Origin of the sequence: Frigoribacterium sp. NBH87 (assembly GCF_014217665.1) — a bacterium.
Lineage (GTDB): Bacteria > Actinomycetota > Actinomycetes > Actinomycetales > Microbacteriaceae > Frigoribacterium > Frigoribacterium endophyticum.
In genome coordinates this window covers 2,116,957-2,141,932 of sequence record NZ_CP043650.1, presented here as the reverse complement: position 1 = coordinate 2,141,932, position 24,976 = coordinate 2,116,957, and the positions used below count along the sequence as shown (strand labels likewise).

Below are 24,976 nucleotides of genomic sequence, written 5' to 3'. Positions count from 1 at the left end.
CGGCCGGGCCGCCAGGCGGGCTAGGCGGCTGCGGCGGGCGCCGGCGCCGCCGTGCTCTCGCGCCGCACCAGGTACGTCGCGAGGTCGAGCCGGGTCGGCCGCCCCGCGGTGCCGCCGAGCACGAGCCGCGTCGCCTCCTGCGCCATCTCGCGGAGCGGCTGGTGCACGGTGGTGAGGCGGGGGCTCGTCCACTCGGCGAGCGGCAGGTCGTCGTAGCCGACGACGGAGAGGTCGTCGGGCACGGCGAGGCCGAGCGAGCGGGCCGCGTCGAAGACGCCCAGCGCCTGGAGGTCGCTGCCCGCGAAGATCGCGGTGGGGGGCTCGGGCAGCCGGAGCATGCGCATCGCCGCCTCGCGGCCGCCGCCGACCTGGAAGTCGCCGAACGCGACGTGCCGCTCGTCGACGGCGACGCCCGCGGCGCCCATCGCCGATCGGTAGCCGTCGAGCCGGGCGAGCGAGCACATCATGTCGTCGGGGCCCGTGATCGCAGCGATCCGCCGGTGGCCGAGCTCGAGCAGGTGCCGGGTGGCGGCCATGCCCCCCGACCAGTTGGCCGAGCCCACCGAGGGCACGTCGGGCGCGGGGTCGCCGGCGGGGTCGACGATCACGAAGGGGATGTCGCGCGAGCGCAGCTGGGCGGTCTGCGACTCCCCCAGGTCGGAGAAGACCAGCACCACGCCGGCCGGTCGACGGCGCAGCACCCCGTCGACCCAGCCCGCGTCGGGCGAGTGCCGGTCGCCGCTCTGGGTGAGCACGACGCTGAGGCCGCGAGCGCGGGCGACGTCCTCCACGCCGCGGATGATCTCGAGCGCCCAGGCCGAGTCGAGCTCGTGGAAGACCAGCTCGACGAGGGTGGACGACCGCGAGGGGGAGGCGCGACGGCGGTAGCCGCGGTCCTCGAGCAGGGCCTCGACGCGGGCGCGGGTGCTCGCCGATACATCCGCCCGCGCGTTCAACACTTTCGAGATCGTCGACAGCGAGACGCCGGCCTCGTCGGCCACCTCGGCCAGCGTCGTCCGGGGTGCGGCGTCGAGCTCGTCCATCCGGTGATCGTAGCTGGCGGTCGGCGGCGCCCGCCATTTGTGGTCTGCGACAACCTATTGACCTCGGGGGCGCCTCCTGCCTATGCTTCGACGGTCCGGCACTCATTTCGGGCGAATCAGCGAAACTTTCGGAAGGTGTTCAACGATGAACAGTTCATCCCCCCGCTCCCGGCGACTGCGGCGGTCGCTCGCGGTCGTCGCGACGCTCGCCACCGGCGCGCTCCTCGCCGGCTGCTCCGGCGGCTCCGGCGCCGAGAGCCGCCCCGAGAACGAGATCCACGTCGCGGTGTACGGCGACGCCACCAACAAGGTCGAGGAGGCGGTGGTCGCGAAGTTCAACGAGACCAGCGACGTCAAGGCCGTGCTGGACGTCATCCCCGGCGCGAACTACCAGCAGAAGCTGCAGACGATCATCGACACGGACAGCGCGCCCGACGTCTTCTTCAACTGGGGCGGCGGCAGCATCAAGCCGTTCGTCGACGCCGACCTGCTGCTGCCGCTCGACGACATGATCGCCGACGACCCGCAGCTGGAGGAGGCCTTCCTGCCCTCGGTCTTCGACACGGCCCGCTTCGACGACAAGGCCTACGGGGTGCCGATGCGCGGCACGCAGCCCGTGATGCTCTTCTACAACAAGAGCGTGCTCGCCGACGCCGGCATCGCCGTGCCCGAGACGTGGGACGACCTGATGGCGGCCGTCGAGACGCTGAAGGGCGCCGGGGTCACCCCGATCGCGCTCGGCGGCGGCGACCAGTGGCCGACCCAGATGTGGTTCCAGTACGCGTACGACCGCGTCGCCGGGCCCGAGCTGTTCCAGTCGGCCCTCGACGGCGACGCCGACGCCTGGGCCAGCGACGACAGCAGGGAGGCGCTCGGCATGCTGCGCGACCTCGTCGACGCCGGCGGCTTCGGCACGAACTTCGACTCGGTCAAGTTCACCGACGGCGGCTCGCCCGCCCTGCTCCGCACCGGCAAGGCCGCGTTCGAGCTGATGGGCTCGTGGGAGTACTCGACCCAGCAGAACGAGGACCCGGAGTTCGCCGCGACCGACCTCGGCTACACGACCTTCCCGACCGTCGAGGGCGGCAAGGGCGACCCGGCCAACCTGGCTGGCAACACGAACAACTTCTACTCGGTCATCAAGGGCACGCGGTACCCCGACGCCGTCGAGGACTTCCTGAAGATCATGTACAGCGACGAGTTCGTGCAGCAGCAGCTCGCGATCGGCAACCTGCCGACCACGACGAACACGCCCGACTTCCTGTCGACGGCGGCCGACCCGGCCTACTCGCAGTACCAGTTCGACCTCGTGGCCGACGCCCCGTCGTTCCAGCTCTCGTGGGACCAGGCCTACCCGCCCGCCGCGATGACGCCGATCCACACCGCCGTCGCGCAGTACTTCAGCGGCACCCTCGACGAGGACGGCTTCATCGCCGCCATGCAGGCGCTGCAGGCTCCGTGATGTCGTCCGCCACCGCTCGTCGCGGGGCGCTCGGGTCGACCGGCACGGCTCGCCGTGCCGGTCGGCCCCGGACGGGGCAGGCCGCCGTCGGCCGGCCCGGCTCCGTCTGGGCGCTGCCCGCCACCGTCTTCTTCGGGCTCTTCGCCCTCGTGCCGCTCGTCGCCACGGTCTGGATGTCGTTCGTCACCTGGGGCGGCATCGGCGACCCCCGGTTCGTCGGCCTCGACAACTGGACCCGCATCGGCCAGGACTCCCTGCTGCTCAAGAGCATCGGGCTGACCGTCGTGCTCGTGCTGCTCTCGATCGCCGTGCAGACCCCGGTCTCGCTCCTCCTCGGGGTCTGGGCCGCCGGCCAGCAGCGCACCCGCGCCGCCGTCGTCACGATCTGGTTCATCCCCCTGCTGCTCTCGTCGGCCGCCATCTCGGTGCTCTGGCGAGCGCTGCTCGACCCCAACTTCGGCATCCCCGGCAGCGCGCCCTGGCTCTTCGGCGACGGCAACCTGTTCGGCCACCAGGGCACGGCGATCGCGGTGCTCGTGTTCGTCAGCACCTGGCAGTACACGCCGTTCCACACGCTGATCTACCAGGGCGGCGCCCGCGGCATCCCCGCCGTGCTCTACCAGGCGGCCTCGCTCGACGGCGCCGGCATGGTGCGCCAGTTCTTCAGCATCACGCTGCCGCAGCTCAAGAACACCGTGGTCACGTCGCTGATCCTCATGCTCGTCGGCGGCCTCACCACCTTCGAGACCGTGCTGATCCTCACCAACGGCGGCCCCGGCACCGACACGCTCGTCTCGCCGCTGTACATGTACCAGAAGGCCTTCTCGTCGTTCGACTTCGGCGGCGCCAGCGTCATCGCGGTCGCGCTCGTGATCGTCGCGACGGCGATCTCGTTGATCGTCGTCAAGTTCTCGGGCTACGGCGAGATGCGCTCCCAGGCAGAAGGAGTCTGATGACCACCCGACCCAACTGGATCGCCGGCACCCTGGCCGCGATCTGGCTCGCCGTCGTGGCCCTGCCGCTCTACGCGATGGTCACGGCCACCCTGCAGACCCGCACCGGCTACGCCGCGAACGGCCCGCTCTCGCTGCCGTTCGGCGACTTCACGCTCTCGAACTACGTCGACGCCTTCGACACCGGCTTCGCCCAGTACTTCCTCAACACGCTGTTCGTCACGGTCGCCGTGGTGCTCGTCGTGCTGCTGCTCGTGCCGCCGCTCGCCTACGCGATCGTGCGCAGCACCTCGCCGCTCGTGCGGGGCGTCTTCCGCGTCTTCCTGCTCGGGCTCGCGGTGCCGGCGCAGGCCGTGATCGTGCCGATCTTCTACCTGATCTCCGTCGCCGGGCTGTACGACAACCTCCTCGGGGTCATCCTGCCGACCGCGGCGTTCGCGCTGCCGGTCTGCACGCTCATCCTGTCGGGCGTCATGCGCGACATCTCGCCCGAGCTGTACGAGGCGATGTCGATGGACGGCGCGACGCCGTTCCGCGCCTTCTTCCGGCTCGTGCTGCCGCTCTCGAAGGGCGGCCTCGCGACGATCGTCGTCTTCTCGGCGCTCCAGGCGTGGAACGGCTTCCTCTTCCCCCTGATCCTCACGCAGTCCGACGACACCCGCGTCGTCACGCTCGGACTCTTCAACTTCCAGACCCAGTACGGCGTGAACATCCCCGGCCTCCTGGCCGCGGTGGTGCTCTCGATGATCCCGATCCTCGTGCTCTACCTCTTCGCGCGTCGCGCGCTGGTGCAGGGCCTCATCGGAGTAGGCGGCAAGTGACATGACCAGCACCACCAGCACCAGCACCAGCACCAGCACGAGCGCCGGCATCGGCGCCGGCGCCCCCGCGGCGGGAGGGGCGGCGGCGGAGCCGGCCCGCGCCTCCTCGTCGGCCCCCCTCGACGGCCCCTGGCGCGACCCGGCCCTGCCGGCCGCGGAGCGCGCCGCGGCCCTCGTCGCGGCGATGACCCCGGAGGAGAAGATCGCCCAGCTGTTCGGCATCTGGGTCGGCGCCTCGGCCGACGGCGCCGAGGTCGCCCCGCACCAGCACGACATGGCCGAGCCCGTCTCGCTCGACGAGCTGCTGCCGACCGGCCTCGGGCAGCTGACGCGCCCCTTCGGCACGGCCCCGGTCGAGGCCGTGGCCGGCGCCCGCTCGCTGGCCCGCACCCAGCGCACCATCGTCGAGAGCGGCCGCTTCGGGGTGCCGGCCCTCGCACACGAGGAGTGCCTCGCGGGCTTCGCGGCCTGGGGCGCCACCGCATACCCGGTGCCGCTCTCGTGGGGCGCCTCCTTCGACCCGGAGCTCGTCCGCGAGATGGCGGCGCGCATCGGCGACGACCTGCGCTCGGTCGGCGTGCACCAGGGGCTCGCCCCCGTGCTCGACGTCGTCCGCGACGCCCGCTGGGGCCGCGTCGAGGAGACCATCGGGGAGGACCCGCACCTCGTCGGCACCGTCGCGACCGCGTACGTGCAGGGCCTCGAGAGCGCCGGCGTCATCGCGACGCTCAAGCACTTCGCCGGCTACTCGGCGTCGCGCGCGGGCCGCAACCTCGCCCCCGTCTCGATGGGGCGGCGCGAGCTCGCCGACGTCGTGCTGCCGCCGTTCGAGATGGCCGTGGCCCTCGGCGGCGTGCGAAGCGTCATGCACGCCTACACCGACATCGACGGGGTGCCCTCAGCCGCCGACGAGTCGCTGCTGACCGGGCTGCTGCGCGACACCTGGGGCTTCGACGGCACCGTCGTCGCCGACTACTTCGGCGTCGCCTTCCTCGAGACGCTGCACGGCGTCGCGGGCTCGCGGGCCGAGGCGGCGGGGCTGGCCCTCGCCGCCGGCGTCGACGTCGAGCTGCCCACGGTCGACGCGTTCGGGCCGGCCCTCGTCGCCGCCGTGCGCGCCGGCGAGGTCGACGAGGCCCTGATCGACCGGGCCGCGCTCCGCGTGCTGACCCAGAAGGCCGAGCTCGGGCTGCTCGACCCCGGGTGGGACCCGGAGGCGCCCCTCGCCCGCGCCGACGACATCGACCTCGACACGGCCGGCAACCGCGCCCTCGCCCGGCGGCTCGCCGACGAGGCCGTCGTGCTGCTGCGCAACGACGGGGTGCTGCCGCTCGCCGGGGCGCTGCCGCTGACCGGGGCCGGCTCGGCCTCCGGCGTCGGCCGGGGCTCCGAGGCCGGCCGGGGCACCGCCCCGCGCCTCGCCGTGGTCGGCCCGAACGCCGACACCTCCGCCGCGCTGCTCGGCTGCTACTCGTTCCCGGCGCACGTGGGGTCGCAGCACCCCGACGTCGCGGTCGGCATCGAGCTGCCCACCTTCGCGGAGCGCCTGCGGGAGGCGGTGCCCGGCCTGGGCGCGGTCGTCGCGGGCTGCGACGTGGACGGGACGGACGCCTCCGGCATCCCCGCCGCCGTCGACGCCGCCCGCGACGCCGACGTCGCGCTCGTCGTGCTCGGCGACCGCGCCGGCCTCTTCGGCCGCGGCACGAGCGGCGAGGGCTGCGACGCCGTCGACCTCGCGCTGCCCGGCGTGCAGCAGCAGCTGCTCGACGCCGTGCTCGACACCGGCACGCCGACCGTGGTCGTGCTCTTCACCGGGCGCCCCTACGCCCTCGGCCGTGCCGCCACGGAGGCGGCCGCGGTCGTGCAGGCGTTCTTCCCCGGCGAGGAGGGCGCAGCGGCCGTCGTCGACGTGCTCACCGGCGCGGTCACGCCCTCGGGCCGGCTGCCCGTGAGCGTGCCGGCCCACCCGGGAGCCCAGCCGTCGACCTACCTGCAGAGCCCGCTCGCCGCGCGGTCGGCCGTGTCGGACGTCGACCCGACGCCGGCCTTCGGCTTCGGGCACGGGCTGTCGTACACGACCTTCGGCTGGGACGTCGTCGTGCCCGGCGGCGGCGACGGGCCGCTGCGCGTGCCGACCGTCGGCGAGGTCGCGCTCGAGGTGACCGTGCACAACACCGGCGACCGGATCGGGGCCGATGTGGTGCAGGTCTACCTGCACGACCCGGTGGCCGAGACGGTCCGGCCGGGGCAGCGGCTGGTCGCCTACGGGCGCACCCCGCAGCTCGCGCCCGGCGAGCAGGCCGTGCTCGAGATCGTGGTGCCGGTCGACCTCGCCTCGGCGACCGGTCGCGACGGCCTGCGGCGCATCGAGACGGGGGCCCTGCAGCTGCGGGTCGCCCGCTCGAGCAGCGACGTCGTCGCCGCGGTCGACGTCGAGGTGACCGGGGAGGCGCGGGTCGTCGACCACACCCGCCGCCTGACCTCGGTGGTGACGGTGCGCTGAGGCACCGGGCCCCCGCCGTGGTGCGCGGGGGCGAGGGGACGGAGGGGGCGGTGCTGTGGAGGCGCCGCCCCCTCCGGCGTGCGCGGGCCCGCGCGAGGCGACCCGCGACTCCCGCGCCTCCTGCGCCTCGGGCGCCTCGCGCGCCCTCGCGCCCTCGCCGGGTCGAGACGACGCGATCTGGGCCCACGGCACCGTCGAGGGCCCCGATCGAGTCGTCTCGACGTCGTCGGGGGGCCACGTCGCGTCACCTCGTCGTCGCCCGGGCGACCCCCGGGCCGACGACGGACGCCGGCCCGGTGCGGGTGCACCGGACCGGCGTCCGTGGTGAGGCAGCCTGCGGGGGCCGACCCGCGACTCCTCGGGGTCAGCCCTTCGTCGCGCCGGCCAGCAGGCCGCGCACGAAGAAGCGCTGCAGGGCGAAGAACACGATCAGCGGCACGATGATCGAGATGAACGCGCCCGCCGTGAGCAGCTCCCACGACTGGCCGTACGAGCCCGAGAGGTCCTGCAGGGCCTTCGTGATCGGCAGCCCCTCGCCCGACGTGAACACCGTCGCGACGAGCAGGTCGTTCCAGACCCACAAGAACTGGAAGATGCCGAAGGAGGCGATGGCCGGCATCGACAGCGGCAGCACGATGCGGAAGAAGACCTGGCCGTGCCCCGCGCCGTCCATGCGCGCGGCCTCGATGACCTCGGCCGGGATCTCGCTGATGAAGTTGTGCAGCATGAAGATGGCCAGCGGCAGCGCGAAGATCGTGTGCGCGATCCACACCTTGGCGAACGAGCCGTCGAGCCCGTTCACCCCGAGGCCGGGGAGGATGTACAGCCCGCCGATGACGAGCCCGTCCGAGAACAGGCGCAACAGCGGCACGAGGGCCATCTGGATCGGCACGATCTGCAGGGCGAACACCAGCACGAACATCGTGTTGCGGCCCTTGAAGTCGATCCAGGCGAACGCGTAGGCCGCGAGGCTCGCGATCGTGATCGGGATCAGCGCCGCGGGCAGCGTGATGACGAGCGAGTTGAGGAAGGCCTTGCCGAGGGTCAGGCTGTCGCCCGAGTTCAGCGCGTTGACGTAGTTGTCGAGCGTGAAGCCGGGGTTGGCGAAGACCGTCCACCAGCCCGTCGTCTTGATGTCGGTCGCGGGGCGGAACGACGAGATGAAGAGGCCCGCGGTGGGCAGGGTCCAGATCACGGCGATGATCAGGGCGGCGATGGTCGCCCCGCGGCTCGTCGTGCCCTTCTTCAGCTTGCCGCTGGAGTTCTCGATCTTCGCGACGCCGCGCTTCAGCTGGCTCTCGGTGCGAGGGGGGACGGCGACCCCGACCGGGGTGGGCGTGGCGGTCATCGGATCTCCCTCTGCTTCTGGATCTGGCGGGCGTTGTAGATCACGATCGGCAGCACCAGGACGAACAGGATGACGGCCAGCGCCGAGCTGTAGCCGGTGCGGCTGCCGAGCTGGAACTGGCGCACCATCTCGAACGCGAGGATGGTCGTGTCGTTGCGGCCGCCGGTCATCGCCGAGACGATGTCGTAGACCTTGAGCGAGGCGATCGAGATCGTCGTGAGCACCACGATGATCGTCGTGCGGATGCCCGGCACCGTGATGTGGCGGAAGGCCTGGAAGCCGTTGGTGCCGTCGAGCGACGCCGCCTCGAGCTGCTCGGCGGGGACGCCCTTGATGGCGGCGGAGAGCACCGTCATCGCGAAGCCGGCCTGGGTCCAGATCAGCACGATCACGAGCAGCAGGGTGTTCCAGGGCTCGAGCCCCAGCCAGTCGACGGGCTGGCCGCCGAACGCGACCAGGACGCCGTTCAGGAGGCCGATCTGCTCGCCCTGGCGGATGTCGTAGAAGAACTTGAAGATGATCGACGCACCGACGAACGAGATCGCCATCGGCATGAAGACCAGCAGCTTGAGGACCTTCTCGCCGCGGCTCTTGTCGATGAACACGGCGTAGGCGAGGCCGATGGCCGTCGCCGTGATCGGGGCGAGCAGCACCCAGACCAGCGTGTTGCCGAAGGCGGTGAGGCCGTCGGGGCTCGTGAAGACCCAGATGAAGTTGTCGATGCCGGCGAAGCCGGAGCCGTCGTTCTTCATGAAGGCCTGCCCCGCCGTGGTGATCGTCGGGTAGATCAGGCCGATGATGAGGAAGAAGACCGCGGGGGCCATGAAGGCGATCAGCTGCAGCGAGTAGCCGGAGCCGCGCTTCGAGCGGTAGTCGAGCAGGAACAGCCCGCCGCCGAGCACGGCCGCGACGACCGCGACCCACATCACCGAGTTGTAGAGGCCGAACGCGAGCAGCACCACGACCGGCACGAGCACGCAGACCGCGAGCCGGAGGATCGTGTACTGGAGGCCGCGACGCGGGGCGAACTCGACGAAGACGAGCACGATGCCGACGAGCGCGGTGAAGGCGAGCAGGATCAGGGGGATCTGCGCCAGGGGCGGGACACCCGCCAACCACTGGAAGAAGCTGGACATCGCTGTCCTTTCGGGGACGGGTCAGGGGCCGCCGACGAACGACGGCCCCTGACGGAAGGACGACTAGGAGGTGTAGCCGGCCTGGATCTCCTCGAGGACCGAGTCGGTGTCGGTACCGTCGATCCAGTCGACCATGCCCTTCCAGAAGCTGTCGGAGCCGACCGACTTGGGCATCAGGTCGGAACCGTCGAAGCGGAAGGTGGTGTCGGTGCCCTGGAGGATCTCCACGGCGCTCTTCAGCAGGTCGCTGCCGGCGTTCTCCGGGTCGAGGCCCTGGTTGGCGGAGATGACGCCGCCGAGCGAGACGCGGCTGTTGGCCCAGTCGGCGCTGGCGAGGTACGCCTGAACCTTCGCGGTGTCGTCGTCGTTCGAGAACGCGGCGACGAACTCGCCGCCACCGGTGACGGCGGCGGGGTCGCCCTCCTCCATCGGCGGGGTGAGGAAGGCCCAGACGTCGCCGTCCTCGGCGACGGTGGCGGGCTGGCCCTCGGCGTTGTTCGCCGCGGTCAGGAAGCCCTCGAAGAACGAGGCCTGGTGGGTCAGGGCGCAGCTGCCGTTCGCGACGTTGGTCGCGACGTCGCCGAACGCGGTCGAGTTGATCGACTTCACGTCGCCGTAGCCGGCGTTGACGAGCGTCGGGTCGAGGAGGATCTCGCCGACCGCGTCGAAGGCCGACTTGATCTCGGGGTCGGTGAACTTCGTGTCGCCGGCGACCCACGAGTCGTAGGCGTCAGGGCCGGCCTCGCGCAGCACGAGGTCCTCGACCCAGTCGGTGCCGGGCCAGCCCGAGGCCTCGCCCGAGTTGAAGCCGGCGCACCACGACGGGCCGCCGGTCTTCTCCTGGATGGTCTTCGACAGCGCGACGAGGTCGTCGTACGTCTTCGGGACCTCGACGCCCCACTCCTTGAACTTCGCCGGCGAGTACCAGACGTAGCCCTTGACGCTGGCCATGAGGGGCGCGCCGTACTGGGTGCCGTCGACCTGGCCGTACTTCTGCCAGTCCTCCGACCAGCCCTCCTTGACGTTGGCGAGGGCGTCGGCGGGGAGCTCCTGCACCTTGCCGGACTTGACCGTGTCGGCCAGCAGGCCGGGCTGCGGGAAGATCGCGAGGTCGGGGGTGTCGCCGCCCTGGACCTTGATGCCGATCTGCTTCTCGAACTCCTTGTCGCCCGTGTACTTGATCTCGATGTCGTTCTCCTTCTCCCAGTCCGCCCAGGACTGCTCGAGGAGGGTCGCTTCGTCGCCGTTGATCGTGCCGTAGACGTTCACGACGCCGTCGGCGGTGCCGACCGACCCGCCGGCTCCGCCGCCGGCGTTCGGGTCGTTGGGGTCGGAGCTGCCGGAGCAGCCGACCAACAGGAGGCTCGTGGCGGCCAGGAAGGCCATCCCGCCGGTGACGCGGCGGTTCAGGGGTGCTCGCATGGGGTTCTCCTCATTGAGTGGTGCGGCGGGCGATCGCTCGTGCTGTCGAGCGGACCGTCGACGTGTCGTCATCGACGCGCGTCGACGATGAGTGTCACACACCGTGCGGAGGCGCGCAACCGCGCCTAGGAGCGTGTCGGCGGAGCGGAGCTGCCGCGCACCGTGAGCCGCGGCGCGACGAGCAGGTGCGGCGCCTCGCCGCGGCGGTCCTCGATGGCGGCGACGAGGTCGTCGACGGCCGCGGCGGCGATCTCGTCGCCCGGCGGCGACACCGTGGTCAGGGGCGGGGAGGTCATGTCGGCGGCCAGGTCGCCGATGCTCAGCGCGACGACGGTGACGTCGTCGGGCACGCGACAGCCGGCGAGCGCGGCGGCCTGGACGAAGCCGGCGAGCGCCATCTCGTTGAAGGCGAGCACGGCCGTCGGGCGCGGCACCAGCGCGGCGAACGCGGCGAACGCCTCCCGCCCGCCGCGTACGGAGGTGTCGGCGTGGACCACCTCGACCCGCAGGCCCCGGTCGCGGACCGGCCCCGCGAGCGCCCGCGTCGTCCGCGTCAACGGGCCCGAGCCCCGCTCGAGCGCGCCGAGGCCCTGGCTGAGGAAGAACAGGTGCTCGTGCCCGAGGTCGGCGACGTGGTCGACGGCGAGCCGGCCCATCGCCTCGTAGTCGGCGTCGACGAACCAGAGGCGGCCCGCGTCGTCGGGCCGACCGATGTTGGTGAAGGGCACCCCGGCACGCTCGAGCACCTCGACGCGGGCGTCGGTCGACGTCAGCTCCATGAGGATCACGCCGTCGACGAGCCGCTCGCTGACGAGGCTGCCGAGCCCCTCGACGTCGCCGATCGGGTTCGACCAGAGCAGCAGGTGGTAGCCGCACGACCGGGCGCGCTCGGTGGCGGCGGCGACGTACTCGAACTCGGACGACGTCACGCCGCGGGGGCTGGACGGGTAGTGCAGGGCGAGGATCCCGCCGCGCGAGCCGGCGAGGCCGCGGGCGAAGGCGTTCGGGGTGTAGTCGAGCTCGGCCATCGCGCGCTCGACGCGCTGCCGGGTCGCCTCCGAGATGGTGCGCCGACCGCTGATCGCGTACGAGACGGTGCTCGACGAGACGCCGGCGAGGCGCGCCACGTCGTCACGGGTCGCACCCATGGCATCCACCTCGATCGGTCGTGCGTCGCAGGACAGGAGCGGCGACGCAGGCGCTCCCCCGGTGCACGACTGTGCGATCGGCGGCGAGGTCATCATGCGCAACGGCTGACGATTTGTCCAACCTGAGGTCTGCCCACGTCTGTGGGGGGCGCGCCCGGAGCGGACCGCCCGGTCAGCCGACGGTGCGGGAGGCGCGGTGCAGCACGAGCTGACCGGGCCCGTCGACCGCGGCGCCCCAGACCACGCCGACGAACCCGCCGGCCGTCTCGGTGCTGACGACCCGCGCCTCCGCCCGGGCCCGCAGCAGCTCGGCCGGCGGCCCGCCCGCGGGGTCGACGACGAGCGCGACGAGGTCGTAGGCGTCGCCCCGGCAGGAGGCGCGGAGCAGCATCTCGACACCACCCGAGCCGGTCTCCTCCACCGTGGCGCCGGCGATCTCGCGGTCGACGCCGGTCTCGCGCGCCACGATCCGCACGCGGAGGCCGTCGCCGTCGAGCCCGCGCACGACCTCGACGCGGAGGTCGGCCGCCCCGGACTGCCGCACGACGAGGCCCGCCGCTCCGCCCGGCCCCGGCCGCGCCGTGACGGCCAGCTCGAGCGTCTCGTGGTGGTCGCGCTGCCGCGCCCCGACGAAGGTCGGCACGCCGGTCGGGTCGTGCAGGCGGGCGGCGCCGGCGCCGTCGAGCGCCAGGCCGTCGGGGCCCGGCACCGCGAAGGAGGGCGCCCCGCGCACCGAGAGCCACGCCGCGTCGAGGGGCCGGGAGCCCCTCAGGTCGTCGACCCGCGCCTCCGGCACGCGGGGCCCGTGCCCGACGACCGCGTCGTCGAGCTGGCCGACGCCGGCGTTGACGACGGGGCGGTCGTCCTCCCACGTGACCCGGGCGAGGAAGGTCTCGCGGCCGAGCACCGTGTGGCCGCCGACCGGGCGCATGCCGAGCACGGTGGCGCGCCACTCGCCGTCGGGCAGCTCGACGAGGTCGGCGTGGCCGACGGCGACGACCGGGTGCCCCTGCCCGAGGTGCCGGTGCGTGAGCAGCGGGCCCCGCGGGTCGACCTCGTACGGCCCGGTGACGGCGCGCGAGCGGGCGGCGACGACGGCGTGCGCCCGCTCGGTGCCGCCCTCGGCGGTGACGAGGTGGAACCAGCCGTCGCGCTCGACCAGGTGCGGCCCCTCGCTCCAGACGGCGCCGCGCTGCGCGGCCGTCCAGACGACGTGCTCGGGCCCCATCAGCCGCAGCGTGTCGGGGTCGAGCTCGCGCAGCCAGATCTCGGTCTCGCCCTCGTACGAGCCGGGGTCGCGGAGGCGCGTGCCGAGCCACCAGACGCGGTCGCGCCGACCGCCCGGCCGCGCCTCGAAGAACAGCGCCGGGTCGATGCCCTCGGCGCCCTCGACGACGACCGGGTCGGACCACGGGCCGGCCGGGTCGTCGGCCGTGCAGGCGAACGACCCCGGCCGGTCGCCGCCGACCACCGTGCTGACGAGCCACCAGCGCCCGAGGCCGTGCCGCAGCGTGGGCGCGTAGGCCCCGCCGCTGTCGGGCACGCCGGCCAGGTCCAGGGCGCCGGGCCGGGTGACGACCGAGCCCCGCGCCTCCCAGGTCAGCAGGTCGCTCGAGGAGGAGAGCGCGACGGAGGGCCAGTACTCGAAGGTCGACGTCGCGAGCCAGACCACGTCGTCGCCGGGCGCCCGGCAGACGCTCGGGTCGGGGTGGAAGCCCGGCAGCACCGGCGTCGCGCGGGGCCGGGCGGAGGCGGTGGTCGGGTCGGCAGCGAGGGGCACGTCGGCGGGCACGACGGCGAGCATAGCCGCGGTGAGCCCGGCTCATCTCGATCCGGTAACGGTCTCCGAGGCCCTTGCGCCGACGATCAGGGCGCGTATATGTTCCGAGAGCCAACAAATACCCCGACGCCACCCACGTCGGTTCGAGCACTACAGCGAAGTACCCGCTCGATCTGGTCCGGTTCGACGACGAACCACCGCCCGGCACGCCCTCGACGAGGCGACCGGAGCGGCGTCGCCCGGGCAGATCCCACCGAAAGGATCCGCACCATGACCACAGCAAGGAAGCTCTCCGTCGCGGCCCTCACGGTCGGCCTCGTGGCCGGCCTCGCGGCCTGCGCACCCGCCGGCTCCTCCGGCGGCGGCGGCGGGGGCGACGACGCCTCCGGCACCGAGTGCAACGTCGGCATCAGCATGCCCACCCGCAGCCTCGAGCGCTGGATCAACGACGGCGAGGGCCTCAAGGAGAAGCTCGAGGGCGACGGCTGCACCGTCGACCTGCAGTACGCCGACAACAAGACCGACCAGCAGATCAGCCAGATCCAGAACCAGGTCGCCGGGGGCGCGAAGATCCTCGTCGTCGCCGCCATCGACGGGCAGACCCTCGGCCCGGCGCTCGAGGACGCGAAGTCGCAGGACGCCACCGTCATCGCCTACGACCGCCTGATCAACGGCACCGAGGCCGTCGACTACTACGCCACCTTCGACAACTACAAGGTCGGCCAGCTGCAGGGCCAGTACATCGAGGAGCAGCTCGGCCTCGCCGACGGCGAGAAGGGCCCCTTCACGATGGAGCCGTTCGCCGGCAGCCCCGACGACAACAACGCCGGCTTCTTCTTCGCCGGCGCGTGGGACGTCCTGCAGCCCTACGTCGAGAGCGGCGCGCTCGTCGTGCCGAGCGGCAAGGCCCCCGCCGACGACGACGGCTGGAAGGCCATCGGCATCCTCGGCTGGGGCTCGGACGACGCCCAGGCCGAGATGGACAACCGGCTGCAGTCGTTCTACACGGGCGGCGAGAAGGTCGACGTGGTCCTGTCGCCGAACGACAGCCTCGCGCTCGGCATCGAGGCCTCCCTCGACGCCGCCGGCTACCAGCCGGGCTCGGACTGGCCGATCATCACCGGCCAGGACGCCGACGTCGCCAACGTCAAGGCGATCCTCGCCGACCAGCAGTCGATGACCGTCTGGAAGGACACCCGCGAGCTCGGCACCCAGGTGCAGGCGATGGTGGCGGCCATCGTCGCGGGCGACGAGGTCGAGACGAACGACACCGACACGTACGACAACGGCGAGAAGGTCGTCCCCGCGTACCTGCTCGACCCTGTGGTCGTCACCAAGGACGACGTGCAGGGCACGCTCGTCGACTCGGGCTTCGTCGACGCCTCCGACGTCGGTCTCTGACCCCACCCCCGGCAGCCGGCGGCGGCCCCTCGGGGCCGCCGCCGGCTCCCTCGACCCGAAGCGAGAAGACATGAACGACGTCATCCTGCAGATGACCGACATCGTCAAGGAGTTCGGCGCCGTCCGCGCCCTCGACGGCGTCTCGGTGAGCGTGCAGCGCGGCGAGGTGCACGCGATCTGCGGCGAGAACGGGGCCGGCAAGTCGACCCTGATGAAGGTGCTCTCGGGCGTCTACCCCCACGGCAGCTTCGACGGCACGATCGAGATCGACGGCAGCCCCGTCCGCTACTCGTCCATCAACGACTCCGAGCGCGACGGCGTGGTGATCATCCACCAGGAGCTCGCGCTCAGCCCGTTCCTCTCCATCGCCGAGAACATCTTCCTCGGCAACGAGGTGCAGCGCGCCGGGGTCATCGACTGGAACCGCACCAACCTCGAGGCCTCGAAGCTGCTCGCGCGGGTCGGCCTCGCCGAGAGCCCGGTCACCAAGGTGCTCGAGCTCGGCGTCGGCAAGCAGCAGCTCGTCGAGATCGCGAAGGCGCTCTCGAAGGAGGTGAAGCTCCTCATCCTCGACGAGCCGACCGCGGCCCTCAACGACGACGACTCGGCCCACCTGCTCGGCCTGATCGACCAGCTGCGCGAGCAGGGCATCACGTCGATCATCATCAGCCACAAGCTCGGCGAGATCCGGGCGATCGCCGACACCGTCACGGTCATCCGCGACGGCAGGACGATCGAGTCGTTCCCCGTGGTCGACACCCCGGAGATCGAGACCCGCATCATCCGAGCGATGGTCGGGCGCCCGCTCGACAGCCAGTTCCCGCCGCGGGTACCCGACATCGGCGCCGAGAAGCTGCGCGTCGAGGACTGGACCGTGCACCACCCGGTCGACTCCGAGCGGCTCGTCGTCGACCACGCGTCGTTCCACGTGCGGGCGGGCGAGGTCGTCGGCTTCGCCGGCCTGATGGGCGCCGGGCGCACCGAGCTGGCGATGAGCCTCTTCGGCCGGTCGTACGGCACCGACATCTCGGGCCGCGTCTACAAGGACGGCACCGAGATCCAGACCCGCACCGTCGGCGAGGCGATCAAGAACGGCATCGCCTACGTCACGGAGGACCGCAAGCGCTACGGCCTGAACCTCATCGGCAGCATCACGGTGAACGTCTCGGCCGCCGCCCTCGGCAAGCTCGCCAAGCTCGGCGTCATCGACCGCAACCGAGAGTACGCCGTGGCCGACGACTACCGGAAGCAGATGAACATCAAGACCCCCACGGTCTCGGCGATCGTCGGCAACCTGTCGGGCGGCAACCAGCAGAAGGTCGTCCTGAGCAAGTGGATCTACTCGGGCCCCGACGTGCTCATCCTCGACGAGCCCACCCGGGGCATCGACGTCGGGGCGAAATACGAGATCTACGGGATCATCGCCGAGATGGCGGCCCAGGGGAAGGCCGTCATCGTCATCTCGAGCGAGCTGCCGGAGCTGATCGGCCTCTCCGACCGGATCTACACCATCGCGGAGGGCCGCCTCACGGCCGAGCTCTCGCGCGCCGACGCCAGCCAGGAAGAGCTGATGCGCCACATGACCGCGACCAGGACCCTAGGAGCAGAAGCCTCGTGACCACCACCGCACCTCCTCGCCCCTCCGCTCCGCCGCCGGCACCTGCGCCGGTGCCGGGCGCCAAGCGCCGCCTCCGGATCGACATGCGCCAGTACGGCATCCTCGCCGCGCTGCTGGTGATCGTGCTGCTCTTCCAGGTGCTGACCGAGGGCCGGCTGCTCTACCCCGGCAACGTCAGCAACCTCATCCAGCAGAACGCCTACGTGCTGATCCTCGCGATCGGCATGGTGATCGTCATCATCGCCGGGCACATCGACCTCTCGGTCGGCTCGGTCGTCGCGACCGTCGGCGCCGTCGCCGCGCTCGCCATGAACGACTGGGGCCTGCCCTGGGGCGCCGCCGTCGCGCTCTCGCTGCTCGTCGGCGCGCTGATCGGCGCGTGGCAGGGCTTCTGGGTCGCGTTCGTCGGGATCCCGGCCTTCATCGTCACGCTCGCCGGCATGCTCGTCTTCCGCGGCGTCGCCCTCGTGCTGCTGACCGGCGGCACCATCAGCGGCCTGCCCCGCTCGTTCAACGCGATCGGCTCGGGCACCCTGCCGACCACGGGCCAGCCCGACCTGTTCACGCTCGGCATCGGGCTGCTCGCCTCGGCGGGCCTGATCGCCCAGCAGCTGCGGGCCCGCGCGAACCTCCGCCGCCTCGAGCTGCCCCGCGAGCGCGCCGTGTCGTTCGTGCTGAAGATCGCCATCGCCGTCGCCGCGATCATGTACCTCTGCTACCTGCTGGCGTACAACCGCGGGACGCCGATCATCCTCATCATCCTGGCGACGCTGGTGCTGCTGTACTCGTTCCTGCTGACGCGGACCGTGTTCGGCCGCCACGTCTACGCCATGGGCGGCAACCTGTTCGCCGCGATGATGTCGGGCGTCAAGACGAAGTGGGTCACCTTCGGCATCTTCGTCAACATGGGACTGCTCGCCGGCCTCGCCGGCGTCGTCAGCACCGCCCGCGCCGGCAGCGCCGTCGCCTCGGCCGGCCAGAGCTTCGAGCTCGACGCGATCGCCGCGGTGTTCATCGGCGGCGCGGCCGTGCAGGGCGGCATCGGCACCGTCGTCGGGGCCGTCATCGGCGGGCTCGTGATGGGCGTGCTGAACCAGGGGCTGTCGATCCTCTCGGTCGACGCCGCCTGGCAGCAGGTCATCAAGGGGCTCGTGCTGCTGCTGGCCGTCGCGTTCGACGTGTACAGCAAGCGGCGCCGCCGGTAGGAGGCGCGGGTCGGCCCCCCGGGGCCGGCCCGGCCGCCTGCGCCGAGCTCCCGACACCCCGTCCTCGCACTCGAACCCCGCCGCGGCGGGGTTCCCGTGCGAAGACGGGGTTCGTCGTCTGTGCGGGGCGGGGTGCGCGGGGCGCGGGGCGCGGGGCGCGGGGCGCGGGCGCGGGCGCGGGGCGGGGTGCGCGCGTCAGCGGTAGTGCTGCTCGCCGCGGGCGGCGGCGACCACGTCGGCGACGCGCGCGGCGCGGGTCTCGGGGCGCTTGAGGGCCGCGAGGCGGAAGTAGGTCCGGAAGCGCACGGTCTTCGTGAGCGTCGCCCAGTGCGCGGCGGCCGCGGGGTCGGCGTCGAGGGCGGCCTGGAGGTCGGGCGGGGCGACCGCGTCCTTCTGACGGTAGGCCGCCTCCCACCGGCCGTCGGCCTTCGCACGGTCGACCTCGGCCTGGCCCGCGGGGAGCATCCGCCCCTCCGCGACGAGGCGCGCGACGTGGTCGCGGTTGACCTGCGACCACGGGCTCGCACGGCGCCGCGGCTGGAAGGCCGTCAGCAGGAAGTCGTCGTCGACGCGCTGGGACTGGCCGTCGATCCAGCCGTGGCAGAGCGCGACGTCGAGGGCCTCCGACCAGGTCATGCCGACCCGGGCGGAGGACTTCTTGCGCAGCAGGAGCCGGACGCCGTCGGGGTGGGCGACCGTCTCGAGGTAGTGCACCCACTGCGGCTCGGTGAGGTGCAGGGCGGGCTTGTCGGCGACGCTGACCATGGGGCGACGGTAGCGGGTGCAGCGCGGGAGGAACCACGTCCTCGCCGGCGAACCACGCCGCGGCGTGGTTCCGGTGCGAAGACGTGGTGCCTCGCGGGGCGACGCGGGCCGCGCGAGCCCGCTGCCGCGGCGGGACGACGCGATCTGGGGCCTCGGCGGTGGCGTGGGCCCAGAACGCGGCACCCCGGTGAGGCAGGTGGCCGCCGCCGGCCGGCGGCGGCACGCGCCGCCGGCCTTGACCACCACCCCCGGGCGGGGGTAGAAAGAACACGTGCATGACAACGCTGTCATCGATGACAGGCGTCGTCGTCGTGCTCGGCCGTACCAGCGGCCGGCGGCAGGCCCCCGGGCCGCCGCACCCCCGATCACGGGTCGACAGCAGGAGAGTGACGATGGCGTCAGGTCGTGTCCGCACGGACGAGCAGCAGCGCAGGGGCGCGAGCTGGAGGCGGAGTTCCGCGAAGCAGCAGGCACGACGGGCGGGGGTGATCACCACCGCGATCGCCCTGGCCGTCACGGGCGCCCTCACCGGCGCCGGCCCCGCGGCCGCCGCACCGGGCGGCTCCGGCAGCTCCGGTGACGCCCGCGGCGGAGACGCCCGCGCCGCCGCGGTCGCGGGCAGCGACTGGCGCACGAGCTTCGAGGCCGCCGACGCGCAGCCGCTCGCCAGCACGCCCCTCACTGACGTCGACCCCGGGTCGGCCTCGGTCGCCCCGAGCGACAACGTCTCCGGCTCGACCGGCCTCCCCGCCGGCAGCCTGCTCGGCCACGTGACCGAGGTCACCGCCACCGCCGAGAACGCCCCCGGCGAGGTCGCGATCAACCTCACCGACGGCAACGCGGCGAGCAAGTGGCTCGCCTTCGAGCGCACCGCGTCGATCACCTACCTGCTCGACTCGCCGCAGACCGCGGCCGAGTTCTCGCTCACCAGCGGCGGCGACGCCCCCACCCGCGACCCCCGCGACGTGACCCTGCAGGGCTCGGCCGACGGCGGAGCCACCTGGACCCCGATCACCGTCCTCACCGGCATCTCCTTCGCGAGCCGCGGCGCCACGAACGAGTACGCCGTCACCACGCCCGGGGCGTACGACGCGTACCGCCTCGACATCACGGCCAACGCCGGTGCGGGGCTGACCCAGCTCGCGGACTGGAGCCTGGGCGACGGGACCGACACCGCGCCTCCGGCCGGCCCGATGGTGACCGTCGTCGGCACCGGCCCGGTCAGCGGCCCGAACATGAAGCCGGGCGCCGGCTTCAGCGGCACCCGCTCGCTGCGGTACGCCGGCGAGCACACGACCGACGGCCCCGCCCGTGCGACGAACGTGCTCTACGACGACCTCGACCTGCTCATCGGCGACGACACCGTCTTCTCGTACAAGGTCTTCCCCGAGCTCGGCGGCGACCTGCAGTACCCGGCCACCTACGCCGCCGTCGACCTGCAGCTCAGCGACGGCTCGCTCGTCAGCGCGGCCGACGGCGTCGTCGACGGCCAGGGCGGCGGCACCTCCGCCGGCGACCAGGGCGCCGCGAAGATCCTCTACGCCGACCAGTGGAACTCGGTGCAGGTGCCCCTGGGCGACCTGGCCGGCCAGACCGTCGAGCGCGTGCTGTTCACCTACGACAACGACGGCGGCACGGCCGACACGCGCTTCCAGGGCTGGGTCGACGACCTCGACCTCGACCCGGCGCCCGCCCGCGTCGACGGCAGCAGCCTGGTCGCGCACGTCGACACGCGTCGCGGCACCAACGCGACCGGCGGCTTCTCGCGGGGCAACAACGTCCCGGCGGCCACCGTGCCGAACGGCTTCAACTTCTGGACGCCGATGACGAACGCGTCGAGCCAGTCGTGGCTGTACGACTACGCCCGCGGCAACGACGCGCAGAACCTCCCCCGCCTGCAGGGCCTCGGCGTCTCGCACGAGCCGAGCCCGTGGATGGGCGACCGGAACCAGCTCGCCATCCTCCCGTCGACCACCGTCGCGGGCGCGGGAGGCGCGGGGGCGCCCGACGCCTCGCTCGCCACCCGGGCCCTCCAGTTCGACCACGGGGCCGAGGTCGCGCGACCGGACCTCTACAGCGTCGCCACCACGAGCGGCCTCGAGGCCGCCGTCACGCCGACCGACCACGGCGCCGTGCTGCGCTTCGCCTTCCCCGAGACCGCGGGCACCGACCCCGGCAGCACCACCCGGGCCGGCAGCGTCATCGTCGACCGCGTCGCCGGCAGCTCGGGCCTCACGGTCTCGGCCGACGGCCGCGTCAGCGGCTGGGTCGAGAACGGCTCCGGCCTCTCGGCCGGCGCCAGCCGCATGTTCGTCTCCGGCACGTTCGACCGCACGCCCACCTCGGTCGGCACCGCGGCGGGCGACCGCGACGGTGCCCGCTACGCCTCGTTCGACGCCACGGCGCCGAGCGGCGACAGCCCCGCCGGCGTCGTCGAGCTGCGCCTCGCGACGTCGTTCATCTCGGCCGCGCAGGCCACGCGCAACCTCGACCTCGAGGTCACCGGCCGCAGCTTCGACGAGGTGCGCGGCGCCGCCGAGCAGCTCTGGAACGACCGCCTCGGCGTCATCACCGTCGAGGGCGCCCGCGACGACCAGCTGGCCACCCTCTACGGCAGCCTCTACCGCCTCAACATGTACCCGAACTCGCAGTTCGAGAACACGGGCACGGCCTCGGCGCCCGACTACCGGTACGCCAGCCCCGTCGCGCCGAAGGAGGGCGCGGCGACCGACACGACGACGAACGCGCAGGTGAAGGCCGGCAAGATCTACGTCAACAACGGCTTCTGGGACACCTACCGCACCGTCTGGCCCGCCTACTCGATGCTCTACCCGGAGGTCGCGAGCGAGCTCATGGACGGCTTCGTGCAGCAGTACCGCGACTCCGGCTGGATCGCACGCTGGTCGAGCCCCGGCTACGCCGACCTCATGACCGGCACCAGCTCGGACGTCGCGTTCGCCGACTCCTACCTGAAGGGCGCCGTCAGCGGCGACCTCGCGCTCGAGGCCTACGACGCCGCGCTCAAGAACGCGTCGGTGCAGCCCACCGAGAGCGGCGTCGGCCGGAAGGGCCTCGACCAGTCGCTCTTCCTCGGCTACACGCCGGCGAGCACCGGCGAGAGCGTCTCGTGGGGCCTCGAGGGCAACATCAACGACTTCGGGCTCGGCCGGATGGCGGCGGCGCTCGCCGACGACCCGGCCACCCCGGAGGCGCGGCGTGGGCAGCTGAGGGAGGAGTCGGCCTGGCTGCTCGACCGGTCGCGCGACTACGTGGACCTGTTCGACCCCGCGGTCGGCTTCTTCCAGGCCCGGAACGCCGACGGCACCTTCGCCGAGTCGCCCGACACCTTCGACCCCGAGTCGTGGGGCGGCGCGTACACCGAGACGAACGGCTGGAACTTCGCCTTCCACGCCCCGTTCGACGTGGCCGGCCTGGCCGCGCTCTACGGCGGCTCGGACGGGCTCGACGCCAAGCTGGCCGAGTTCTACTCCACGCCGGAGGACGCCGACAAGCCCGGCGGGTACGGCGGCGTCATCCACGAGATGCTGGAGGCGCGCGACGTCCGGATCGGGCAGCTCGGCATGAGCAACCAGGTCTCGCACCACATCCCCTACGTCTCGGCGGCGAACGGCGACCCCGCGACCACGCAGCGCGTCGTCCGCGAGATCACGCAGCGGCTCTTCGTCGGCAGCGACATCGGCCAGGGCTACCCCGGCGACGAGGACAACGGCGAGATGTCATCGTGGTACCTGTTCTCGGCGCTCGGCTTCTACCCGCTCGCCATGGGCACCGACTCGTACACGATCGGCTCGCCGCTGTTCGACGAGGCGACCATCCACCTCGGGTCGGGCCGCGAGTTCACGGTGCGCGCCGAGGGCAACTCGAACGAGGCCGTGTACGTGCAGTCGGCCCGGCTGAACGGCGCGGCGATCGACACCGTCTCGCTCAGCCAGGACGACGTCGCGGCCGGCGGCGTGCTCGACCTGACGATGGGCACCCGGCCGAGCACGTGGGCGGCGCACGCCCCCGAGCCCGTCGAGGTGCCGGTGCCCCTCGTCGACGCGACGACGGCCGGCCAGGGCGTGCTGAGCTCGAGCGACGGGACGGTCGTCGACCGCCTCGCCGACGACTCGGCCCGCACCGCGGTCGCCTTCGACGCGCCCGACGCGGCGGTCACCTGGCGCTCGGCGTCGGGGCCGGTCACGGTCTCGCGCTACACGCTGACGAACGGCCCCGCCGGCTCGGCGGCGCCCACCGGCTGGGCCCTCGAGGGCTCGACCGACGGCACCACCTGGCTGCCGCTCGACGAGCGCGCCGCGCAGACCTTCCCGTCGGCGCTGCAGACCAGGCCGTTCACGGTCACCGACCCGCGGCCGTTCACCTGGTACCGGCTCACGGCCGCCGGCACGACCGACGGGCGCGCGATGACGCTCTCCGAGCTCGAGCTGATGGCCGACACCACGGCACCCGCCGGGGAGTTCACGCTGACCGGCAAGCCGGGCCTGACGAGCGAGGCGGGGGCCGAGTTCTCGGGCTCCGTCGCGACCGTGACCCGCGCCTCCGGCGGGGCAGGAGGCGGCGGTGACGCCCCCGAGGGCCTCACTGCGACGGTCGACTGGCTCGACGGCGAGGGCCCGCAGGGCGCGGCCCTCACGCCCACCGCCCTCGGCGGCTGGGACGTCACGGCCCCGGCGCACGTGTTCGACGCACCGGGCACCTACACGGCGATCGTCACGGCGACCGACGGCACCGAGTCGGCGTCGACCACCGCCGACGTCGTGGTGACCCGCACCGCCCCCTCGCTGGTCGGCGCCTTCGACAGCGTCTGCCTCGGCGAACCGGGCCAGGCCGCGAACTGCGACTACCTGCAGAACGGGCTGAAGCGGCAGTCGCTCGCGGAGAAGGGCTTCGTGCAGGGCACCACGGTGGCCGTGCCCGGCACCGCGCTGACGTTCGACCTGCCGGCGATCCCGGCGGGCGAGCCCGACAACGCGACCGGCGCGGGCCAGGTGCTGCCGCTCGAGCTCGGCGACGACGTCACCCAGCTGTCGGTGATCGGCACGGCGAACGAGCGGGCCCAGCAGACGGTCGGCACGCTGACCTTCGACGACGGCTCGACCCAGCCCTTCCCGATCGAGTTCGGCGACTGGACGGCCGGGGTCACCACCCCGGCGTTCGGCAACGTCGTCGTCGCGACCTCGGACGGCCGCACGAACGGGGCGAACGGCTCGGACGGAGCGGTGGCGGGCGTCTACGCCACGGCCCCGGTCACGCTGCCGACCGGCAAGACGGCGGTCTCGCTGACCCTGCCGGTGCAGACGGGCGACCCGCGGGCCGCCGGGCGGATCCACGTGTTCGCGCTGGCGACCGACGGCACGCGCCTCGCGCCCCCGGCCGACCTCGTGGTGACCGGGACGGCCGCGGGCCTCACGGGCACGGCGGGCGTCGAGGTCGCGGGCGAGCTCGCGACGGTGACGGGCGGCGTCGGCGACGCGGCCGACGGCGCCGTCACGGCGACCGTGAACTGGGGCGACGGCACGGCCGTCACCGCGGGCACGGTCGCGGGCGGGGCCGTCTCGGGAGCGCACACCTACGCGCTGCCGGGCACGTACACGGTGACGGTCACGGTCGACGACGGGCGGTCGAGCGCCTCGGCGACGACCACCGTCACGATCGCGGCGGCGCCGGTCGAGCCGGAGGAGCCGGGCGAGCCGGGGAACCCGGGCAACCCGGGGAACCCCGGCAACCCCGGCAACCCCGGCAACCCGGGCGGCCCCGGCAACCCCGGCAACCCGGGGAACCCCGGCAACCCCGGCGGCCCCGGCGCGTGGACGCCGTCGCTGCGGGTGCTCGCCGACTCCGCCACGCGCGGCACGGCGGTTCCGGTCGAGGGCGCGGGCTTCGCGCCCGGCGAGACCGTCTCGCTGACGCTGTTCAGCGACCCGATCGCGCTCGGCACCCTCACCGCGGGCGCCGACGGCCTGGTCAGCGGCTCGTTCACCGTGCCGGCCGGCGCCGTCACCGGCGCCCACGAGGTGGAGGCCCTGGGAGGCACGTCGCAGGCAGCCGTCCGCGTCGCCTTCTCGGTGGTCGACACGGCACCGTCCGCGACCGGCGTGGCCCCGCTGCGTCCGGGCTCGTACGACGGGTCGCTCGCCTACACGGGCGGCAGGCCGGAGTCGCCCGTCGACGGCGGGCTCGTCGCCGGCGTGCTGCTCGCGGCCGGGGCGCTCGCCCTGGCGATCGAGGCGGCGCGACGTCGGCGCCGCCACCTGCTGGCCGTCGGCGACGACGCCTAGCGGCCGGGGCGGCGGGCGAGTCCCGCCGCCCCGCTCACCCTGACCGCAGAGACCCCCGTGCCCGCACGGGGG

General features: G+C 73.0%; 15 protein-coding genes. 8 read left to right on the top strand and 7 right to left on the bottom strand.

Going from position 1 to position 24,976, the window contains the following annotated elements; all coding sequences use genetic code 11:
* Positions 1-20: 20 nt before the first annotated feature.
* A complete protein-coding gene (locus F1C15_RS09990) occupies positions 21-1,043 on the bottom strand; it encodes a LacI family DNA-binding transcriptional regulator (protein ID WP_185230944.1) in 1,023 nt (340 codons plus the stop codon).
* Positions 1,044-1,188: 145 nt separating this feature from the next.
* On the opposite strand from F1C15_RS09990, the gene F1C15_RS09985 reads away from it, so the two are divergent.
* Genes F1C15_RS09985 through F1C15_RS09970 form a run of 4 tightly spaced genes read left to right on the top strand, consistent with a single transcriptional unit; the run spans position 1,189 to position 6,782 of the window.
* Positions 1,189-2,505, top strand: a complete 1,317-nt coding sequence (locus tag F1C15_RS09985) for an ABC transporter substrate-binding protein (protein ID WP_185230942.1) — start codon at positions 1,189-1,191, stop codon at positions 2,503-2,505.
* Positions 2,505-3,458: a carbohydrate ABC transporter permease gene (locus tag F1C15_RS09980; RefSeq protein ID WP_185230940.1), complete on the top strand. Its 954-nt coding sequence runs from the start codon at positions 2,505-2,507 to the stop codon at positions 3,456-3,458. The genes F1C15_RS09985 and F1C15_RS09980 overlap by 1 nt, the downstream gene beginning before the upstream one ends.
* The gene (locus F1C15_RS09975; protein WP_056058617.1) at positions 3,458-4,279 is read left to right on the top strand and encodes a carbohydrate ABC transporter permease; all 822 of its coding nucleotides are present in this window, start codon (positions 3,458-3,460) and stop codon (positions 4,277-4,279) included. Before F1C15_RS09980 ends, F1C15_RS09975 begins: the two co-directional genes overlap by 1 nt.
* A 1-nt stretch (position 4,280) precedes the next feature.
* Positions 4,281-6,782: a beta-glucosidase gene (locus F1C15_RS09970; RefSeq protein WP_185230938.1), complete on the top strand. Its 2,502-nt coding sequence runs from the start codon at positions 4,281-4,283 to the stop codon at positions 6,780-6,782.
* 364 nt (positions 6,783-7,146) lie between these two features.
* On the opposite strand, the gene F1C15_RS09965 is transcribed toward F1C15_RS09970, so the two are convergent.
* The 5 genes from F1C15_RS09965 to F1C15_RS09945 all read right to left on the bottom strand — a co-directional run bounded on the left by F1C15_RS09965 (position 7,147) and on the right by F1C15_RS09945 (position 13,628).
* A complete protein-coding gene (locus F1C15_RS09965; RefSeq protein ID WP_056058608.1) occupies positions 7,147-8,130 on the bottom strand; it encodes a carbohydrate ABC transporter permease in 984 nt (327 codons plus the stop codon).
* The gene (locus F1C15_RS09960; RefSeq protein WP_056058605.1) at positions 8,127-9,266 is read right to left on the bottom strand and encodes a carbohydrate ABC transporter permease; all 1,140 of its coding nucleotides are present in this window, start codon (positions 9,264-9,266) and stop codon (positions 8,127-8,129) included. The genes F1C15_RS09965 and F1C15_RS09960 overlap by 4 nt, the downstream gene beginning before the upstream one ends.
* Positions 9,267-9,329: 63 nt before the next feature.
* Positions 9,330-10,688 carry an ABC transporter substrate-binding protein gene (locus F1C15_RS09955; protein ID WP_244634582.1) on the bottom strand — a complete coding sequence of 453 codons (1,359 nt, stop codon included), beginning with the start codon at positions 10,686-10,688 and terminating at the stop codon, positions 9,330-9,332.
* Positions 10,689-10,813: 125 nt separating this feature from the next.
* Entirely contained in the window at positions 10,814-11,836 is a 1,023-nt protein-coding gene (locus F1C15_RS09950; RefSeq protein WP_167261503.1) for a LacI family DNA-binding transcriptional regulator, read from the bottom strand.
* Between the two features lie 172 nt (positions 11,837-12,008).
* Positions 12,009-13,628 (bottom strand): glycoside hydrolase family 43 protein, encoded by a 1,620-nt coding sequence (locus F1C15_RS09945; RefSeq protein ID WP_185230936.1) that lies wholly within the window; start codon positions 13,626-13,628, stop codon positions 12,009-12,011.
* 258 nt (positions 13,629-13,886) lie between these two features.
* Here F1C15_RS09945 and chvE point away from each other — a divergent pair, with 258 nt between their 5' ends.
* From chvE to mmsB, 3 genes are all read left to right on the top strand, one after another.
* Entirely contained in the window at positions 13,887-15,017 is a 1,131-nt protein-coding gene (chvE, locus tag F1C15_RS09940) for a multiple monosaccharide ABC transporter substrate-binding protein (RefSeq protein WP_185230934.1), read from the top strand.
* Between the two features lie 70 nt (positions 15,018-15,087).
* On the top strand, positions 15,088-16,635 hold the full coding sequence (gene mmsA / locus F1C15_RS09935) for a multiple monosaccharide ABC transporter ATP-binding protein (protein WP_185230932.1): 1,548 nt from the start codon (positions 15,088-15,090) through the stop codon (positions 16,633-16,635).
* Positions 16,636-16,718: 83 nt separating this feature from the next.
* Positions 16,719-17,840: a multiple monosaccharide ABC transporter permease gene (mmsB, locus tag F1C15_RS09930; RefSeq protein ID WP_197981555.1), complete on the top strand. Its 1,122-nt coding sequence runs from the start codon at positions 16,719-16,721 to the stop codon at positions 17,838-17,840.
* Between the two features lie 195 nt (positions 17,841-18,035).
* Here mmsB and F1C15_RS09925 read toward each other — a convergent pair whose 3' ends face one another.
* Positions 18,036-18,605, bottom strand: coding sequence for a YdeI family protein (locus tag F1C15_RS09925; protein WP_185230930.1), 570 nt, complete (start codon positions 18,603-18,605; stop codon positions 18,036-18,038).
* 485 nt (positions 18,606-19,090) lie between these two features.
* Between F1C15_RS09925 and F1C15_RS09920 the strand changes: the two genes are divergently transcribed.
* Positions 19,091-24,904: a GH92 family glycosyl hydrolase gene (locus F1C15_RS09920; RefSeq protein ID WP_185230928.1), complete on the top strand. Its 5,814-nt coding sequence runs from the start codon at positions 19,091-19,093 to the stop codon at positions 24,902-24,904.
* Positions 24,905-24,976 lie beyond the last annotated feature (72 nt).